Raw genomic sequence first — 19156 nt, forward strand, 5'->3', positions numbered from 1 at the left:
CATCGAAGCCACCCGCGCAACACCGATGCCGCCCCCATGCGCACCGCTCGTGGTCTCCGTGGCGGGCCGGCACCGGAGCGATTCGGGCACCGGACGCATCTCGCCTCGCCCTGCGCGGCCCGCGCCGAACGTGGAGAGGCCGCAGCGGCGAGCTGCGGCCTCTCTGTTCCGGAGGGCGCCCGGAAAGGCGCCCTCCGCATGTCACCCCAGTCAGCTCGGCCGACCCAGATTGTTGAGCAGATCGGTCGGCGAGGACGTGTTCGAGGACGCGCCACCCGCCGTCGACCGGCTCGCTCCGAGCGAGGCGCTCGCTTGGGTCGTCGCGTCGCCCGAGCTTCCGCCGAGCCGGAACGCGTTCATGAGAGTCAGGATGTCTTGTTGCGCGGCCGTATCGCTGAGTAGGCCACTCACCGAGCCGTTGTTGGAGATCAACCGGCTGATGAGGTCTCCCAGCGATCTCAGGACATCCATGTCGGACACGCTCGAACCCTGAGTCGACTGTGCGAAGACCGGGTCCATCCCCGTGCTGACGGATCCCTGATCGATCACAGCTCCAGCGCCGCCGTTCGATCTCGTCGCATCCGCCGAGTCGTAACCATGGTGATGATCGTGACCATGGTGGTGGTGGTGATGGTGGCCTCCAGTGGCACCCGTCGCGCCCGTGCTGCCGGTCGAGCCGGTCGAGCCGGTGGCACCCGTCGAGCCGGTCGAACCGGTCGCTCCGGTGCGGCCTGTGGCTCCGGTGGCACCCGTCGAGCCGGTCGAACCGGTCGCGCCGGTGCGGCCTGTGGCTCCGGTGGCACCCGTCGAGCCGGTCGAACCCGTCGCGCCGGTGCGGCCCGTGGCTCCGGTGGCACCCGTCGAGCCGGTCGAACCCGTCGCGCCGGTGCGGCCGGTGGCTCCCGTGGCACCCGTGGAGCCGGTCGAACCGGTCGCGCCGGTGCGGCCTGTGGCTCCGGTGGCACCCGTCGAGCCGGTCGAACCCGTCGCTCCGGTGCGGCCCGTAGCTCCGGTGGCACCCGTCGCACCGGTCGAACCGGTCGCGCCGGTACGGCCTGTGGCTCCGGTGGCACCCGTCGCACCGGTCGAACCCGTCGCGCCGGTACGGCCTGTGGCTCCGGTGGCACCCGTCGCACCGGTCGAACCCGTCGCGCCGGTGCGGCCCGTGGCTCCAGTGGCACCCGTCGCACCGGTCGAACCGGTCGCGCCGGTGCGGCCCGTGGCTCCGGTGGCACCCGTCGAGCCGGTCGAACCCGTCGCGCCGGTGCGGCCCGTGGCTCCAGTGGCACCCGTCGCACCGGTCGAACCGGTCGCGCCGGTGCGGCCCGTGGCTCCAGTGGCACCGGTCGAGCCGGTCGAACCCGTCGCGCCGGTACGGCCTGTGGCTCCGGTGGCACCCGTGGCGCCGGTCGAGCCGGTGGCACCCGTCGAACCTGTGGCTCCGGTCGAACCTGTGGCTCCAGTCGAACCCGTGGCTCCCGTCGAACCCGTGGCGCCGGTCGAACCCGTGGCTCCAGTCGAACCCGTAGCACCGGTCGAACCCGTGGCTCCCGTCGAACCCGTGGCGCCGGTCGAGCCGGTGGCTCCCGTCGAACCCGTGGCGCCGGTCGAACCCGTGGCGCCGGTCGAACCGGTGGCGCCCGTCGAACCGGTGGCGCCCGTCGAACCGGTGGCGCCCGTCGAGCCCGTGGCGCCGGTCGAACCCGTAGCACCGGTCGAACCCGTAGCACCGGTCGAACCCGTGGCTCCCGTCGAACCCGTAGCACCGGTCGAACCCGTGGCTCCCGTCGAACCCGTAGCACCGGTCGAACCCGTGGCTCCCGTCGAACCCGTGGCTCCCGTCGAACCCGTAGCACCGGTCGAACCCGTGGCGCCGGTCGAACCGGTGGCGCCCGTCGAACCCGTGGCGCCCGTCGAACCCGTGGCGCCGGTCGAACCGGTGGCGCCCGTCGAACCCGTGGCGCCCGTCGAGCCCGTGGCGCCGGTCGAACCGGTGGCGCCGGTCGAACCGGTGGCGCCCGTGGAACCCGTGGCGCCCGTCGAACCCGTAGCCCCGGTCGAACCCGTGGCGCCCGTCGAACCCGTGGCGCCGGTCGAACCCGTGGCGCCGGTCGAACCCGTGGCGCCCGTCGAGCCCGTGGCGCCGGTCGAACCCGTGGCGCCCGTCGAGCCCGTGGCGCCGGTCGAACCCGTGGCTCCCGTGCTGCCGGTGGCTCCCGTGGCACCGGTCGCCCCCGTGCTGCCGGTCGCGCCGGTGACGCCGACCACGCCGGTGATCGGGTACCCGCCATCGTTGGTGAACGTTACGCTCGTGCTTCCGGCACCATTGGTGGCGCTCTGCGTGCCACCGCTGAATGCGACCTGCGCGGTGGTGATATTGATGCCCGTTCCCGTCGCATCGTAGATCGCGAATTGCTCATAAATCCCCTGGCCGAGCGCCGCGGAGAAGGAAAAGCTACCGCCCGTCGAGAAGGGATTCGGCGTATCGGCCACCGTAGATCCGAGCAGGATCCAGTTCCCATTCTGCCTGGCGTAGAAAAACAGCTGATCTCCGGCATCCGCTGTTCCGGAGAATGCAACGAGGCCGTCGCCTGAGGTTCCGGACAAGTTTTCGTTGGCCATTGCAATCTCCCTCGCTATGGCTCTTGCCCACCTTCAGTCTTGGTGGCGCCGGCCTCTCGAACAACGGAAATCAGATCTGTTTTCGCACAAGGCAGCGCATACGAGGCAGCATGCCAGCACAGGGGATCCTCCTATCGCGAGACAAATTGGCCGAGCCATATGCCAGAGGTTATAATTCGTTAACTAAACACGCCGGACCCAGAACCGAATCACGGTCAGGCGGATGCGAAAGCAGATTTCACGAGACGATCTGCGGACCCGGGAGGCGCCGAAGTCGAAAAGGTTAAGAAGTCTATAACCTGTGGCCTATTCCAGCCCGAACCGCGGGCCGGCATGATCGTGAGCGGCGGGCGCGCCCGCATGAGACGCACCGAGCAGGCGCCCCCTCAGGGTGCCTGCCCGAGCTTCGCATGACCCGATCAGACGACGTGGAGTCGCCATGCACCAGCGCCCGACACCCGCGGGGCCGCGTTCGGAGTTCGAGAGGTGAGCGTCTCAGACCGTGCGATGTCGCGCGAGGCGCAGGCGCGTATCATGGCGGTTGTGCGGGTCGCACACTACCATGGCGCTGACCTCGATCCCGCCGACTACCCGCGCGAGTCCGAAGGTCCGGTACCGGCGCCGGCCTCACTCGCGGCATGGGCAACGGCGTCCGGCCTTTGGGCCAGGGCGGTGCGCATGCGCCGGTCCCAGCTCATGCGGCTGGAACACGTCGGCCCCATCGTTGTGTTTCTTGCCGACGGGCATGCCGCCCTCATCACGCGCCGCGATCGTGAGCGAGGCGTCTGCTTCATCGAGGGACCGACGGGCCCCAGCGGCACCGGCATCGAGATCGACGAGCTGCGCCTTGAGCGGGTCTGGAACGGCGAGGCCCTTCTCGTCCGCCGCTCGCGCGCGACGACGGACGACGAGGCCGCCTTCTCGCTCGGTTGGCTCGCCAGGCTCGTCCTCACGGAGAAGCGCAATCTCCGCGAGATCCTGACCGCCTCCCTGGCGGTCAGCGTTCTGCAGATCCTGCCGCCATTCCTGGTCATGGCGGCACTCGACCGGGTTCTGACCCACAACACGGTGTCGACGCTCACGCTGATCACGCTCATGCTGGTCCTCGTGACGGTCTACGAAGCGCTGATCAGCTACGCGCGGCGCGAGATCGTCGAGGTGATGTCGACCCGGATCGATGCCCGTCTGAACGTTCACGTGTTCCGGCGCCTGCTGGCCTTGCCGATCGAGTTCTTCGAGCGATCCCCGACCGGCGAGACGACCCATAAAATCTCGCAGGTCTTCAAGATCCGCGACTTCCTGACAGGGAAGCTGGTCTCGACCGTTCTGGACCTGCTCACGCTCGTCGTCCTGCTGCCGTTCCTGTTCTACATGAGCGTGACCTTGGCGTGGATGGTGCTGGTCGCGTCCGCCTGTGTCGGGGGGCTCGTGCTGGCCTTCCTGCCGGCGATCCGGACCGTCTATGCGCGGCTGATCGCGGCCGAGATCCAGAAGGGCGGGACCCTGGTCGAGACCGTGCACGGGATGCGGACGGTCAAGTCGCTGGCGATCGAGGACGTGCGGAAGCGCGAATGGGACGAACGCGTCGCCGAATCGGGCAAGGCGCGGCTGGCGGCCGGCCGTATCGTCAACTGGGCGCAGACGCTCTCGCTGCCGCTCGAGCGCTTCATCGACCGGGGCATCCTCCTCTGCGGCGCGTACATCGTGGTCCTGGCCCCGGCGGGAACGACCGGCATCACCGCGGGCAGCCTGATCGCCTTCATGATGCTCGGCGGCCGCGTCGCGAGCCCGCTGATCAGCTTCGCCAAGCTGCTTCAGGACATCGAAGAGATCCGCATGTCGATCAGCCAGGTCGCGGAGGTGCTCAACCATCCGACCGAGACCGAGGCGGCACGGAGCGGCCTGCGCCCCCAATTCGCGGGACAGATAAGCTTCGAGGAGGTCGGCTTCCGGTACCCGGGCGCGCAGTCGGCGGCCTTGCGCGAGGTTTCCTTCAGCATCCCCGCGGGAACGATGCTGGGGCTGGTCGGCCGCAGCGGGTCCGGCAAGTCGACCATCGCGCGCCTGCTGCAGGGGATCAATCGCGACTACACGGGCCGGTTGAAGATCGACGGCTCGGACCTGCGCGAGATCAACCTCACGCACCTGCGTCGGAGCTTCGGCGTGGTCATGCAGGACAACTTCCTGTTCCGCGGGACGGTGCGTGAGAACATCATCGCCGGCCGGCCGGGCTTGACCTTCGAGGACGTGATCCGCGCCGCGCGGCTTGCTGGCGCGGAAGAGTTCGTCGAACGGCTGCCCCGCGGCTACGAGACCTGGATCGAAGAGGGCTCCGCGAACCTGTCGGGCGGCCAGAGGCAGCGGCTCGCGATCGCCCGCGCCCTGATCACGGATCCGAGATTGCTCATCCTGGACGAGGCGACCAGCGCGCTGGATCCCGAAAGCGAGGCCCTGGTGAACGCGAACCTCCAGCGGATCGCGAGCGGCCGGACCATGATCATCGTGTCCCACCGGCTCTCGTCCCTGATCCGTTGCGACCAGATCCTGGTGCTCGACAAGGGCAGTGCGATCGCCATCGGTCCCCATGACCATCTGGTCGAGCATTGCACGATCTACAAGCAGTTGTGGCAACAGCAGAATCGGCATCTGGAGGAGGCGCGTCCGTCCCCGATCTACCTGAGCGCCACCTGATCGGAGACCGCAGATTGCGCCGTTCGCTCCGGACGAACGCGGCGCCGGGTGGAGCAAGCCCTCAGGTTGTTCTGAGCCACGGCCATACGGAAACAAGGGCTCGCCGATGAGTAACTCTCTCGCAAGCTGGTTCAATTTCCGGATCAGACGCCTCTCGCCCGCGGAGGCGGATGTCGGTCCGGTCCTCCTGGAGTTCCAGTCTCCGACGGCGGCGCTCCTCGCGATGCCGGTTCAACCTGCGGCGCGCAGCATGCTCGGCGTGGTCCTCACGCTCGTGATCGCCTCGGGCCTCATCCTGGCCACGTGTCCCGTCGACGTCGTGGTCACGGGCGGGGGGCGGATGGTGTCGACGAGCCCGACGATCGTCCTTCAGCCCTTGGAAACGTCGATCGTGCGCTCGATCAAGGTTCGCGAAGGCCAAGTCGTCCGCGCCGGCGAACTCCTTGCCGAACTCGATCCGACCTTCACCGGCGCCGACGCTCGGGCCCTGGAGAACCAAGTTCTCAGCCTTCAGGCGGAGGTGGATCGGCTGACGGCGGAGAGCACAGGATCGCCGTTCCATCCGTCCTCGGCCGACGCCGCGACCGTGATTCAGGTCGCTCTCTACGGGCAGCGACAAGCCCAGTACCGGCACCAGATCGAGAGCTACGATCAGAAGATCAGAGGTTTGGAGACGCAGCTCGCGCGCGCGGATCTCGACGCCAAGGCGTTCGGCGAGCGCGCGGAGATCGCCGGGATCCTCGAATCGAAACGCCTGCAGCTGGAGCGCCTCCAGGTCGGCAGCCAGATGAATCGCCTGGTCGCTCAGGACCAGCGCATCGAGATGCAGAGGAACCTGAAAGATGCGACCGCGTCCGCGGGCCGGGCCCGGAACGACCTCAATCAGATGATCGCCGAGCGGGATGCCTTCTCGCAGCACTGGAAATCGCAGATCAGCCAGGAGATCACCCTGCGGCGCCGCAGCCTCAACGAGGCCCAGGAAGGCCTGCGGAAGGCGACCCTCCGTCGACAGCTGGTCAATCTGGTGGCCGAACAGGACGCGATCGTCCTGAATGTCGCCAAGGTGTCGGTCGGTTCGATCCTGCAATCCGGCGAGCAGCTCATCACCCTGGTGCCGCGGGACACGCCCCTGGAAGTCGAGACGCGCATCGCGGCCGACGAGGCGGGTTACGTCCATCCCGGACAGAAAGTCAGCGTGAAGTTCGATACGTTCCCCTTCGTGCAGTACGGCATGGCGGACGGCGTCGTGAAGAGCGTGAGCGCCGACAGCTTCACCGGGCAGCAGGAGACGCAGCGAAGCAGTGTCGGCGGGCAGGCGGCCAACGGCGTCTGGTTCCGCGCGCGCGTGGAACTGACCGCGATCAAGCTTCACGGACTGCCCGATAACTTCCACATGACCGCCGGTATGCCCGTGACGACCGATGTGATGGTCGGGGATCGAACGATGCTCAAGTATCTGTTCGCCCGCCTGCTGCCCGTCGGACTTGAAGGGATGCGGGAGCCGTGAATAATCGCCACTCTTCGGAGGCGTGCGGCGGATGAAGATCGTCGACAGGTTCCTGGCTCCGGCTTCTCCGACCGCGCGGCTCAGGCTCGGCCTCAGCCTGCTGGAGAGCGGCCGGTTCAAGGACGGCGTCGCTCAGATCAGCCGGGCGGCCCAGGGCGGCTTGCCGGACGCGCAGTTCCACCTCGGGCAATGCTACCTGGACGGGACGGGCGTCCCCGAAAGCATCACCGAAGCCGTCCGCTGGATGACCGCCGCGGCAGAAGGCGAGCATGCGGAGGCACAGTTCAAGCTCGCGTTGCTGTGCATGCGCGGCGATACCGGGATGGCGGAGCAGAGGTCTTCGCTCACGGACGAGTTGGCCTTCGACCGCGCCGACGAGCGAAAGCAATCCGATCCCGTCTCCGCCATCCTCTGGGCGCGACGGGCCTCCGCCAACGATTCGCGCGAAGGGCAGGCCCTGCTCGGCTACATCCTGACGGCGGGCCCGAACGCCCTGCGCGACGAAGCCGAGGGGGAACGCTGGTACCTGGCGTCGGCCGGGGCCGGCTGTCCGCAGGGGCATCTCGGCCTGGGACTGCTGCGTCTGCGGAAGCAGACGCCCGAGGACACTGCGCTGGCGGTCGCCGAGATCGAGAAGGCGGCGGCGGCCGGCTTGGGGGATGCGTTGTTCCTGCTCGGTGCGCTCACGCATGCGGGTATCGGCGTGCCGAGAAGTGCGGAACGCGCCGTCGAGCTCTACGCGCGGGCGGCCGAGGGCGGCATCGTCGCCGCCCAAACGAGCTTGGGTCTCGCACTGCTCAATGGCGACGGCGTCGAGCGGAATCCGATCCTGGGGGAGACGTGGCTCAGACGCGCGGGTCTGGCCGGAGACGCACACGCCGCCGCGCTGGTCGGGCACCTGCACGCCAGAGGTGGCGATCTGGCGCCCAATTTCGTCGAAGCGGCGCTCTGGCTCGAGCGCGCGGCAAAGGCCGGCTATGCCGGCGCGGCGCGAACGCTGAGCCAGCTCTACCAAGTCGGCCTAGGCGGCGCTCAGGACTCGGACAGGGCCGCGCACTGGCTGCGGGAGGCGGCCAACCTCGGCAGTGAAGTCTCCCAGGTCGATCTCGGAAATCTGATCCTCGCCGGTGAGGGCGCGCCCGGCGACGATGTGCGGACCCGCCACTGGTTTGAGCGCAGCGCCAGGCAGGGCAATCTGGCGGCGGCCTTCAACTTCGGCATCTGTCTGTCGCACGGCATCGGCGGTGGATACGACGAGGCGCAGGCGGCCCTGTGGCTGCGCAAGGCGGCCGAGGAGATGCCGATCGCCCAGTTCTGGTACGGTCGGATGATCGCCGAGGGCCGAGGAGTCGTCGGCGATGCCGTGGAGGGCCGGGCCTGGATCGCGCGCGCCGCCGAAGGCGGCGTCGCGGAGGCGCAGGCGATGTTGGGCGAGATGATGGTCAACGGCCGAGGGGGCCCCGTCGACCGCGTCCAGGCCTTCCATCTGTTCGAGCGCGCGGCCGAGAGCGGCCATGTCGGGGCAATCTATGCTCTGGCCGCCATGCTCGACGGCGGGTACGGTCTGAAACCGGACTTCCCCCGTGCGTTGAGCCTGTTCAGAGCAGCGGCGGAGGCAGGACATGCGGATGCGCAACTGGCTGCAGGTCGCTACCTGGCCCGCGGGCTCACGGGCTCGAAGGACGAGGCCGAGGCACGGCGCTGGTTCGAAGCGGCACGCGGGCAGGGTGTCCGCGAGGCTGCCGCGGAACTCGAACAGCTCGATCAAATCAGCTTTCCGAAACGCGACGACAGTGGATCCGCTTTTTTCGCGGCTTAATTATACTTTGACATCGCGGCCTTATCGGCCTAATAAGGCCACGTATCTCACATGTTCCTTAGTTCTGCTCGGCGCGATCCTGATGCGACCTGCCGAGGCGGACATGTTGCGGAGACAAGCGATGAGTGGCTGGGTCGTAAAAATTACGAAGGCCGGGAATTTCACTGCGCCGAAGCTTTACGCGGTCGCGGAGGCGGATCCGCGCCGGGCGCTGTACCTCGTCAACAAAGCCGCCGACGGCGCCCCGCCAGCCGATCGCGTCGAGACGGTCGGCGAGCTCTCGCCGGATGCGGTTCACAATCTCGGGCTTGGGCCCGAAGAGATCCGTGACGTGACGGCCAATCCGCCCGCTCACTGACCGGCCCACGGCCGCACCATGGCTTGCAGGCCACGCATCGGCCGGTGAACCTGATCGAAGCACCGTTCACGGGATCCGGAGCAGCCGGATCCCGTGCGCGCGCGTCGGCGGCAGGGCGATGACCCGGACGCTCATGCGCCGCGATGCCGGAGATGATCCGGCTGATCGTTCGCTGCGGCGCACGGGCGGTGTCCGGTTGCAACGCGCACGGTCCACAACGGTGAAGCTGTGACGGGCGCGGCGTGCCCCCTCTCCCGTCCAGGGGAGGGGACCCGCGTCTCATCCGGACGACACGGCAGCCTCGTGAAATGTGCCGTGCGCACCGCGATCGGGCAGGATCCGGACGCCTGCCGCGGCCTCGAACGTCATGTGCGAGGGCAGGGGCGCCCAAGCATCCCCACGCCCACCGGATATCGACCGGGGCGATGCCATCGTGCGTGAGGGGGCAAGGCTGAAGTGTCGGACCGGTCCTCGCGCCGCCCCGTGCCGGCCGACGCATCTCCCACCCGGAACGGACCAGAGCGTCCAGTCCTCAAGGCCGAAGTCCCCCTCCGCGCGACTGACGACGGGCATCGGCGCCGCGTGTGACGGCCGGTTCGGTCCGCGCTCAAACGCAAACGATCGTCAGGACCTCGGGACAAAGGACTGAAAATTCAGATTTTACAGACAATCGCGATATACAGATTCATATCGCGACTTGAATACAATCTTCTGTCGATGAAAATAGTTGACCCACCGGGAAGCCGCTCCATTCTCATGGCCGCGAACCGCAGACGGCGCCCGAGACTGTAACCTGCTTCCGATCCACGAGGCACGCCCTCATGCGTCAGATGAAGCACATCATCGATGGGCTCACCCGACCCGCCGGCGGCAACTGGATTTTTGCAGCCGCCTTCGGCGCCGTTCCGATCCTCTATCTGATCCCCGCAGCAAGCCGCTTTTATGTGAACGATCACGCCGTCTTCGCGATCATACCCTGGTGCGCGAACAGCCTCTTCCTGGCCATCCTGCTCCGTATACGCCGGGAAGCATGGCCGCCGGCGATCGCGACCGCCGCGGCCGCCAACTTCGCCGCCCACCTGTTGATCGGCAAATCGATTCTGGCGACATCCGGCATCGTCATCGCGGACTTGTTCGAAATCTGCGCGACGGCGGCACTTTTCAGGCAGATAAACCGCGGAGCAAATTGGTACTTATCAGTCAAAACCATCCTCCTTCTTACGGTCTTCAGCTCGCTCGCCTGCCTGCTGAGCGCGGCGTTCGAATTCGCCTGGATCAGTCTCCTTGTTCCCGCAACGGAGCGGCCGATCATCCAGGCCCGGTCTTTCACCGAAGCCCTCGACTTGCTCGTAGCGCTGCCTTTGGTGCTGAGCTGGACTGAACGGTCTCTTCTGGAAAGGCTCAACCCCCGGAAATTATCTCAGATCGCCGTTCTGACGATCGCGAGTGCGGCCGCCAGTTACGCTCTGCTGGTGTCTCACACGCCGTTTCTTTTTCTCACGATACCGCTGTTGCTGTTGGCAACGCTCAGCGGCGGATTGTTGGGCAGCAGCGCGGCGGTCTTCGGTGTGTCGCTCGCCGTTCGATTGTTCACCTTCAACGGACCGGCGGCCCTGAGCGCGGCCAAGGGCGCTGCGAGTGCCGAATTGCTGATCATCTACAATTTGTTCGTCCTCACGGCCCTCTTATCGGCCATCCCGTTGGGCGTGCTTCTCGCCCGACTTGAAAACGCGGCCCACCGCTTGCGTGAGGCGGGCGCGGCGGCCGACCGCGCGCGTGAGGAAGCCGAAGCGGCACGTGACAAGGCCGAGACCGCGGGCCGGGCGAAGAGCGATTTCCTGTCCGTCATGAGCCACGAGCTTCGAACGCCCATGACCGGCGTGCTCGGCTTGGTGGACCTGCTCGCGAAGGAAACCCTGACGGACAATCAGAAAATAAATCTCGATCTCGTCAGGCAATCTGGCCATCATCTTCTGAGTGTGATCAATAACATTTTGGATTTCTCAAAGATCGAGTCCGGAAAACTCGAAATCGAGTCGACGATCTTCTCGGTGAGATCCCTCTTCGATGAAGTATGCGCGACGACGCAGCCGCTCTGCCACGCCAAAGATATCGCGTTCAAGGAAGACTATTCTGAACGTATCCCAGCTTGCGTGATCGGCGATCCGACCAAGATCCGGCAAGTCTTGCTGAATTTCGTCGGAAATGCGATAAAATTCACACACCATGGAACGATCAGGATTATCGCAACCCATCGCTCGATCGATGAAAACAAGCTCTTGCTCCGGATCGAGGTGCAAGACAGCGGCATCGGCATCGCTGAAGAGAATCAAGCGGAGGTTTTTACGGCCTTCACACAGGAAGATAAATCGACAGCGCGACGCTATGGAGGGAGCGGCTTGGGACTGGCGATCTCCAGACGTCTCGTCACCGCGATGGGCGGAACGATCGGTTTTGCCAGCTCGCCCGGTTCCGGCAGCCGCTTCTGGTTTGAGATCCCCCTTCTTGAGCATGACGGATCTGACGTCGTGGCCGCCATCCCATGCAGGCCATCGGATCTGCAACCGCGTCGCATCCTCGTGGCCGAGGATATTCCGCTGATCCGCAGTATCATCCGCTCGATGCTGGCATCGGATCGTCATACCCTGATCTTCGCCCAGGATGGCGCCGAGGTTGTCGAATTGGCCAAGCAGGGTTGCTTCGATCTGATCCTGATGGATGTCCAGATGCCGGTCATGGACGGTGTCGAGGCGACGCGGGCGATCCGGCGCCTCGAGGGCCCGGAAAGGAGCCTGCCGATCATAGCGCTCACGGCCAACGTCTACGAGAGCGAGCGCCGGCGCTACCTGGAAGCCGGAATGAACAGCTGCATCGCGAAGCCGATCGATTGGGGTTCGCTGAACGCATCCATTGCCCACTACACGGCGAGAACGCGAAATCTCGTGAGCGGCAGCGCGGTCTCGCCGACGCCTGCACCTCAGCAGTCCGATCTGCTCGACGATCGTAAACTTCAGTCCTTGCAAAAGAGACTGGGTAGCGAGCTCGAATCCCTCCTGCTTCAGGCACTCCGAAATGCCCATGGCACCTGTGCCTATCTCGACCGCACCGATGCCAGCGGGAAGGCGAAAGCGAAGGAGGTCCATGCGCTCAAAGGCATGGCCGGCATGCTCGGGCTCTCAGGGATGCAGCGTCTTTGTCTCGGGTTGGAGATCGAGCTGGGATGCGATCAAAGCATCGGCACCAGTAACGCCGATCTGCGCGCGATGATCACATCGACCCGGGCAGCCCTCGTCCGAAAGAATTTCCTGACCGAACCGGAATTCGCCGCGCAAACAGGATTGTGATACGGCGGTTGCGGACAGCATTGTTGCCAGTATCTCGCGCCGTTGCGGGTGGCGCAGCGCGCATCGCCGAAGCCCGCGGGAGGAAATCCGCACACGCGGTCTGTGCGGGGCGCCCCCCGCTCGCGGAGCCGCTCATCTTCGGCGCCCCGCGTTGTGCGGCTCGGGCGGGCAACGTCCGGCTGCCGCGCAACCACCTGCAGAGCGGCACATCGCGCCGAAGGCACCGGCAAGGTCTCCGGGATCGCGTCCGACGTGAACGAGAGCTCTGATGACATCCGGTTGTCGCGCGACGATCCGATCGCCGATCCGCCAGGTACGCGGGCACTGAACACGCATCGCGGATCGTCAGGCCGTCAATATTGTAAATAATAAAACCGCATCCTGCGACCGGTCGAATCAGAAGCGCTGCTCCTGCAATCCGACAATCGAACGGACATTTGCGTAATTTGCCAGCTCGGTCCGATTAGAGAGAGACAACTTCTGAAATATATTATACAAATGGATCTTGACTGTACCCTGCGAGATATTGGCCTCTCGCGCGATCTGTTTGTTCGTCAGACCTCTTGCAACGAGCATCGCGATCTCGCGTTCGCGCGCCGTCAGGTTCCGCGTGCCACCGTCCCCATCCTCGCCATGGTGTCGATCATAGGATTGGCCTTGGCGTTGGATATGGCCGCCTTCAATCCAATCCAGAAGGTCGTCGCTGGCGGAGTCTTTGTGAAAGATCGCGATCGCACCGCATTCCGAGGCCGTGGCAAACTCTTCACGAGCGACTGAGCCGGTCAGGACAATGAACTGCGTCTCTGAACCGGCCTGCCGCGCAGCCTGAATGACCTCGACACCTGACAATTTCGGCATCTGCACATCGAGGCACGCGAGATCGGGCTGCAGTTCGAGGATCACCTTCAATGCCGTTTCGCCCTCGCAGCAGGTGGCCACGACATCCAGATTGTTGACCTGCCGGAGCAGGGCGGCCAATCCAGCGAGGACCACCGGATGATCATCCGCGATTATGATACGACGACCGGGGGAACAAGCCATAACGCGTCTCTATACGCCTGCTGTTGCGATCCAGTTATTCTCCGATACGTGAGATCAATTTTTGCCATATAATTCCTATTGAGCAGCGCGACTTGCGGACTCGCCGTCATTCAGCATCGTCTTTAAAATCGGCACTCTCAAGCTCACAATCAATCATTCAAATCCGACCGCGGAGATATGATATATAAAACAATTCCAGCGACGGCTCAATTTATGACACATCGACATACGATATGCATCTTGACGCCGAGAAGCCGGAAAGAGCAACATCGATAGACAATGCCTCTTTATAGATGCGCTAATATTGAAAGCTCTGTCGGAATAATTGTATTAAATAGCGGAATTTCGAAGGATTCATCTGTACAGACGGGAAAAACAGGTGTCAAGATTGATTTCTGGCGATGCATATAGGTTAATATTTTGACGATCCGCCGCGGCGAACGGCTCTGCCGGCAGGCCGGTCTTCCGCGGCACGACCGCGACTGTGATACCGTTCGGACGCAGGGGCGTGACGGACACGCGAGCCGGTTCCGAACGCTTTGCGATGAATCGCGCCACTGGCGCCGCGGGTCCGGACTTGCGCAACGGGCTCCTCTCCCGGGCGGGAGAGGGCCTGGGCGCGGGACGAGACGCTTCAGGACCGAGCGCCGTGGACGCGCGCCGGACTCGGTCGAGATAGTGCTCGTCGCCCCTGCCGCACGGAGCTATAGACCTTCCCGCACGGTGGCATGATGCCCCGGATCACGGCGGCTGCCGTCATCGCCTATGAAGAGGCGAGTGCGATCCCCGTTCAACGCTGAGCCCTAATGGAAGCGGCCGCTCGGATCGGACGCGGTCATGCTCCGCGCAAGCAGTACACCGGCCTGCATCAGGGCCTGCCGCAAAACCGGCAGCATCTCCTTGGCATGATCCTGCTCAATGAGCCCATGGGCTATCAGCAGGTGGTCGGCCACGAGTTCCAAGGCTGAGCCCGGTGGCGTCGTCGGGCTCACGGGCGGCGGCACGAAGCGCGCCAGCGTGCCGAAGGCACCCAACGGTTCCGAACCGCTCACGGCGATCTCCGTGACCGAGCCGAGATAGCCGAGGAAGGTGCGGCCGGGCGGCCCGAACGAGGGGACGGCCCCGATCATCGCCCAGGCGTAGCTTCCGTCCGCACGGCGCAAGCGTAGGCGCAGGCTGTACTCGCACTGCTGATCGCGAGCCTCGCGCAGGAACGTGACCGCAACCTCATGGTCGTCGGGAAGCACACAAGCGAACCAGCCATGCTCGACGGCCTCGGCCGCCGCCTGGCCGGTGAAGACCGTCCATTCGGGACTGACGTAGCTCACGCCCCCGTCCGCCTTCGTGACGAAGATCATCTAGAACGCTCCTCGGCTTCTGACTCGCATCGGCGCGGAAGCCCGAGCGCCAATCCCCAGACCCACCGAATTCAACTGGAGCGATACTTTTACTTTTCAACCGAGCTCGTTGATTTTAGTCAATTCGTGATCGCGGAACATACATCTTCGATCTAAGGTTTTGCTGATGACATGAGAAAATTTGACGAGCCCGATTGGGCGACGCTGCACCGGCTCGCTGATGCTCTCGGCGTCCCTGTCGAGCGATTCTTCGCCGAGAAGCCGCCTGCTGGCGAAGCCGCGAGCACGGACGAATGCCTGCGCCTGTGGTTCAAGATCGAGACGGAGGAGGGACGACAACAAGCGTTGGAAGCGCTGCGAGGCGTTGCGGAGAGAGAAGAGCCATAGCAACCGGTGGATCCCGACGGCGGATATGGGCCGCCGAACACATCACCGAGCGCGTTCCGCCCAAAAAGCGTGCGCCGCCGCCGATCCTCCGGCCCGGCTTGGATCATGTGGCCGCGCTGGCTGAAGGCCGCGAGGCTGGCGTCGGCGTTGTTCGAGGTGTCGTGATCGGGGTGTGCGACGGCCAAAACCGTCCGGGTCCAGCGATCGAGGATGTCGGCTTCTGCCGCGACCCGGAAGCGGCGCCCCCGTCCATCGCGCCACCGGCCGGCTTCCGCGTCCCACCAGCGACCATCCAGCGACCATCGCCGAGAAGGTAGACCATCCCCGCCCGTATGACCGCCCCCAGCCCTTACGGCAGTCTTCTGCCCGCCCCAACCGGCTCACGTCCGAGAGCTGGGGCCAGCCGATGGGGTTGAAAAAGCGATGCTCAGGCCGGATCGGCACAGCGGGGCTGAAAATCCGGTGCGGGGCCCAAGCTGCGGCGAGCCGGCCCACCCATCCTGTAGCCATTTGGCCACAGCCGCCCGGCAACGTGCCGGCGGAATGCAACCAAAGCGCCAGCGAGATGTTGTGGCGCCCGGATGAGGATCGAGCGGCATATCTCCCAAATCTAACTCATTTTTACAGACAGTTTACTATGCCGCCCCGCCTCGTCGCCCAATGGTGTGCCCATAAAACTACAGCTATTTTCGGCACGAACCGGTAGCCATACATCCAGATCGAAATTTGGACCTTACCTCATGACCAAGCTCCTGGCCTCGCTGGCTGCCTTCACCGCCCTGACCGCTGCCGCCTCGGCTGCCGACCTGCCGCGCCGCGCCGCCCCGCCGCCGGTCTTCACCCCCGTCCCGGTCTTCACCTGGACCGGCGCCTATTTCGGTATCAACGCCGGCTACGCCTTCGACGCCAGCGACCGCAACACCGGCAACACCTTCGCCGTGCCGTTCCCCTACGCCGCCCCCGGCACCGTCGCCTCCTTCCGCAACCGCAGCCAGGACGGCTTCTCCGGCGGTGGCCAGATCGGCTACAACTGGCAGCTGACCCCCGGCTCCGGCGTCGTGTTCGGTATCGAGGCCGATGCCCAGTACCTCGACTTCGGTCGTAACCGGAACAACGCCTTCGTCGCCGGCGCGCTGGCCCCCGGCTACTACGTCACCGACCCGCGCGGCCTCTCCAGCCTCGACTTCTTCGGCACCGTCCGCGGCCGCCTCGGCTACGCCTTCGACCGCACCCTCGTGTACGGCACCGGCGGCTTCGCCTACGGCTCCGGCAGCGCCGACCGCTCCTTCGGCGGCTACGCCGGCAACGACAGCTTCCGCACCGGCTGGGCCGTCGGCGGCGGCGTCGAGTACGCGCTCCCCACCGACTCCTTCCTGAACTTCTTCCGCTCCTCGGCCGTGACGCTCAAGGTCGAAGGCCTGTACGTCAACCTCGACCGCAACACCCGCAACCAGGGCGCGTTCGTCATCAACGCCGCCAACAACTTCCCCGTCGTCTACAGCGGCATCGGCCGCCGTTCCGACGAGTTCGCCGTCGTCCGCGCCGGCCTGAACTACAAGTTCGGCTCCTACTAAGATCCGGTCGCGCTGCTCCCGGCGGCTGTGCCGGGAGTTGCGGCGGCGGGCGAGGGGTCGTTGGTCCTCCTCATCGCCCTCTGCCGCCGAAGAGCAGCCGATCGGCTGACCTTCGCATCCCCAGCCCGATCAAACTGGCCGCGAGGTCGGCGACACCCTGGGAGCTCCCGCTCCTGGGGTGTTTCTCGTTGGAGCCCCTGGCCGGGCAGCGCGGCCCTCCGATGAGGCGTGACCATCGCCGGCTCACGCCGACCGGCGTTGGAACGAGAGCGTCCCTCCCCGCGTATGGGGGGCGATCCTGCTGTGGACGAGATCGCTGGTGCGGGTCCTGAGCCGCCGTCCTTTCTGACGCGGTAACCATGCCAGGCCTATCAGCCACATCCCCGAGGCCGCGAGGCAGGTGCATGCATGGGCGATGATGTGGCTGCGATCCTTTTGACCCTCGCGACCGAGAACGTCGAACTGCGCGAGCAGCTCGCCACCGCGCAGGACATGCTGATGGAGACAGCCGTCGATGCCGGGCAGCTCCATGCCCGAATTCAGGATCTGCAGGCCGAATGCGATGCGTGGCGGGCTGAGGCCGGGCGCCTGGAGGCCCGGGCCCTGCGAAGAGCCTGAAGGGTCAGGCTATGGCCCAGAACAGCGGCAGCGCACCCGCCAGGAAGAGGGCTGAGGAGAGGAGCACGGCAAGGCGCTCGCGATGGTAGAGGACGAAGGCGTGAGGGCTGGCGAACATGGCGACATTGGATCGGACGGGGAGAGATCACGTACGCCCCTGAACCTTGACGGATCGAGGGCGCTTCGCGCTGTCCACAATTGATGGCCGATCCCTGTCGCTGCCGAGCCACATCCTTTTGGATGTGCTCGGACGCACCCTGCGGAGGCCGGGCCGTGCGTAATGCGTCCTCGTGGCTGCTATCGCCCCCTCAGCGGCCCGATCCAGCGGCGCAGTGACCTTCCGGGTTGCTGCGCCGTTGTCGCCCCAGGCGGCCCGCAGAGCCGCCGGCATTCCGTGCGAGCCGCCTCTATCCGCCGGACAAGGTCGGCCGCGCGATCCACGAGGCCGACGCCCTTGGCGCAGTTCGGACCGGCGTCCATCCGCACAAGCGGCACCGCCAAGTCCCGGCTCAAACCTTTCGCACGAAGGTCACCGGCAGGAGCGGCGTGAAGTGATCTCGGCATACGCGATCCAGCGGGATCACGGCACGAGGCCAGATCGCGCCATGAGGATGACGGGGGTGCTGCTGGCGCCCTCCGAGAAGGTCAGCGCTCAATCCGGGACGCGGCGCTGGCGCCTCGTTACCGCCGGGCTCTTCCATTGGCGTCCGGGTCTGAAGGTCCCCAACCGGGGGCATCACGGTCGGCAGCTTCGACCGAGCGCCGAACTTGTCGCGCCTCCGCGGCGGCGATTGCCTCGACCGCGGCGATGACGTCCTTCAGTGCAGCGATCTGGTGAAGGGCGCTCCCGGTCGGCACTCCCTCATGCTCGGCCATCGGCACAGGAGGAGCGCACGCTGCTGCGCCTTCAGGCGTTCACGCAGGGCGTTGAGCCTGTCGAGCATGGGCGGGCTCTGCAGCCCCTCCCTGTCGGACGCCACGCACCGCGTCCCGTTCCTCAGCCCCGGCGCCGCTCCTGCCGCCACAGGGCGATTGCGATGCGCCGCGCCTCATAGGTTCGCCGGAGCAGCGTCCCGAGCCCGCCCTGGCCCTCCGGGGCATAGGCGTATGACAGAACTCCATCAGGCCCGTAATTCCGAAGCATCTCGGCACGCCACAGACCGTCCGCCGCCGCGAGCGCGGACTCCGTGAGGGCGAGGCGGGCGGGGTCCGAAGACGGCGAGGGCTGAGCGATCATCTCATTCAACGCGCCGTTCGGGCGAGTGATCCAACCAAGCCATCTCGACACCTTGAGGGGTGCGCTCCTACCCGTGAAGTCGGCGCCACACCCTCGTCGCTGCTGCTCTCGTACAGTCGGCCTCGGCTGCGCAGTCGCCGGACGCCGCCGTCAACGGTTGCCATCGGATCCCGTGCCGGACCTCCAGCAAGCCGAAGGCCGATCCGACCGGCTGCCCCCTCGGCAGCCCTTCGACGGACCCGTATCCACAATCGGCCTGTGTGGACCACTTTTACCTTTGGGATGCATCGTTTCGCACCCGGTGGCGCCCAAACGCGCCGGGGGCGCGGATCGCCCTCTCCGCCGGAGTCGGGTCCATCCCTCTAGGCTGGCTTCGAGCGCGCGACGGATGCCCGGTCCTGCGGACCTGCGCGTGCCCTTTGCCGTTCCGCTTGCGGACGGCGGGCATCGGATATCCTCACAGCTGGGACCGATTTGGGACCGGCTGATGCTGAGGAGCTTGTCGGGCGCTCACGCCAAGGCACGAAGGCCTTGTTTTTCCGAGGAGATTTGCTGGCGCACCCGACACGATTCGAACGTGTGACCTTTGCCTTCGGAGTG

At 65.7% G+C, this 19156-nt stretch carries 12 protein-coding genes; 7 read left to right on the forward strand and 5 right to left on the reverse strand.

Annotated features, from left to right (window positions below; translation table 11 throughout):
- Positions 1 to 210 precede the first annotated feature (210 nt).
- Positions 211 to 2493 (reverse strand): collagen-like protein, encoded by a 2283-nt coding sequence (locus P9K36_RS07850; protein ID WP_278306845.1) that lies wholly within the window; start codon positions 2491 to 2493, stop codon positions 211 to 213.
- An 807-nt stretch (positions 2494 to 3300) separates the two neighbouring features.
- Between P9K36_RS07850 and P9K36_RS07855 the strand changes: the two genes are divergently transcribed.
- From P9K36_RS07855 to P9K36_RS07875, 5 genes are all read left to right on the forward strand, one after another.
- On the forward strand, positions 3301 to 5313 hold the full coding sequence (locus tag P9K36_RS07855; RefSeq protein WP_244538949.1) for a peptidase domain-containing ABC transporter: 2013 nt from the start codon (positions 3301 to 3303) through the stop codon (positions 5311 to 5313).
- 106 nt (positions 5314 to 5419) lie between these two features.
- On the forward strand, positions 5420 to 6820 hold the full coding sequence (locus P9K36_RS07860) for an HlyD family type I secretion periplasmic adaptor subunit (protein WP_043354297.1): 1401 nt from the start codon (positions 5420 to 5422) through the stop codon (positions 6818 to 6820).
- Positions 6821 to 6851: 31 nt separating this feature from the next.
- Positions 6852 to 8639 (forward strand): hypothetical protein, encoded by a 1788-nt coding sequence (locus P9K36_RS07865; RefSeq protein ID WP_278306846.1) that lies wholly within the window; start codon positions 6852 to 6854, stop codon positions 8637 to 8639.
- 121 nt (positions 8640 to 8760) lie between these two features.
- The gene (locus P9K36_RS07870) at positions 8761 to 8997 is read left to right on the forward strand and encodes a hypothetical protein (protein WP_043354299.1); all 237 of its coding nucleotides are present in this window, start codon (positions 8761 to 8763) and stop codon (positions 8995 to 8997) included.
- A gap of 821 nt (positions 8998 to 9818) precedes the next feature.
- Entirely contained in the window at positions 9819 to 12341 is a 2523-nt protein-coding gene (locus P9K36_RS07875; protein WP_278306847.1) for an ATP-binding protein, read from the forward strand.
- 396 nt (positions 12342 to 12737) lie between these two features.
- Here the strand turns inward: P9K36_RS07875 and P9K36_RS07880 are convergent, their stop codons facing one another.
- From P9K36_RS07880 to P9K36_RS07890, 3 genes are all read right to left on the reverse strand, one after another.
- Positions 12738 to 13334 carry a response regulator transcription factor gene (locus P9K36_RS07880; RefSeq protein ID WP_043354301.1) on the reverse strand — a complete coding sequence of 199 codons (597 nt, stop codon included), beginning with the start codon at positions 13332 to 13334 and terminating at the stop codon, positions 12738 to 12740.
- Between the two features lie 851 nt (positions 13335 to 14185).
- Positions 14186 to 14740, reverse strand: a complete 555-nt coding sequence (locus P9K36_RS07885; RefSeq protein WP_043354302.1) for a PAS domain-containing protein — start codon at positions 14738 to 14740, stop codon at positions 14186 to 14188.
- Between the two features lie 96 nt (positions 14741 to 14836).
- Positions 14837 to 15130, reverse strand: a complete 294-nt coding sequence (locus P9K36_RS07890) for a hypothetical protein (protein WP_158713319.1) — start codon at positions 15128 to 15130, stop codon at positions 14837 to 14839.
- Positions 15131 to 15867: 737 nt separating this feature from the next.
- Between P9K36_RS07890 and P9K36_RS07895 the strand changes: the two genes are divergently transcribed.
- On the forward strand, positions 15868 to 16701 hold the full coding sequence (locus tag P9K36_RS07895; RefSeq protein WP_043756327.1) for a porin family protein: 834 nt from the start codon (positions 15868 to 15870) through the stop codon (positions 16699 to 16701).
- A 408-nt stretch (positions 16702 to 17109) separates the two neighbouring features.
- Complete coding sequence (locus P9K36_RS07900) at positions 17110 to 17319, forward strand: hypothetical protein (RefSeq protein WP_278306848.1); 210 nt, start codon at positions 17110 to 17112, stop codon at positions 17317 to 17319.
- Between the two features lie 997 nt (positions 17320 to 18316).
- On the opposite strand, the gene P9K36_RS07905 is transcribed toward P9K36_RS07900, so the two are convergent.
- Entirely contained in the window at positions 18317 to 18556 is a 240-nt protein-coding gene (locus P9K36_RS07905; RefSeq protein ID WP_052083572.1) for a hypothetical protein, read from the reverse strand.
- Positions 18557 to 19156: the final 600 nt, after the last annotated feature.

Origin of the sequence: Methylobacterium sp. 391_Methyba4, assembly GCF_029691625.1 — a bacterium.
In the GTDB taxonomy this organism is placed as follows: domain Bacteria; phylum Pseudomonadota; class Alphaproteobacteria; order Rhizobiales; family Beijerinckiaceae; genus Methylobacterium; species Methylobacterium fujisawaense.

Excerpts from the sequence above, each read along its gene's own strand:
- P9K36_RS07865 (WP_278306846.1), top strand. The coding sequence starts at position 6,852 with ATGAAGATCGTCGACAGGTTCCTGGCTCCGGCTTCTCCGACCGCGCGG.
- P9K36_RS07875 (WP_278306847.1), top strand. The coding sequence starts at position 9,819 with ATGCGTCAGATGAAGCACATCATCGATGGGCTCACCCGACCCGCCGGC.
- P9K36_RS07860 (WP_043354297.1), top strand. The coding sequence starts at position 5,420 with ATGAGTAACTCTCTCGCAAGCTGGTTCAATTTCCGGATCAGACGCCTC.
- P9K36_RS07900 (WP_278306848.1), top strand. The coding sequence starts at position 17,110 with ATGGGCGATGATGTGGCTGCGATCCTTTTGACCCTCGCGACCGAGAAC.
- P9K36_RS07895 (WP_043756327.1), top strand. The coding sequence starts at position 15,868 with ATGACCAAGCTCCTGGCCTCGCTGGCTGCCTTCACCGCCCTGACCGCT.
- P9K36_RS07885 (WP_043354302.1), bottom strand. The coding sequence starts at position 14,740 with ATGATCTTCGTCACGAAGGCGGACGGGGGCGTGAGCTACGTCAGTCCC.
- P9K36_RS07870 (WP_043354299.1), top strand. The coding sequence starts at position 8,761 with ATGAGTGGCTGGGTCGTAAAAATTACGAAGGCCGGGAATTTCACTGCG.
- P9K36_RS07855 (WP_244538949.1), top strand. The coding sequence starts at position 3,301 with ATGCGCCGGTCCCAGCTCATGCGGCTGGAACACGTCGGCCCCATCGTT.
- P9K36_RS07905 (WP_052083572.1), bottom strand. The coding sequence starts at position 18,556 with ATGATCGCTCAGCCCTCGCCGTCTTCGGACCCCGCCCGCCTCGCCCTC.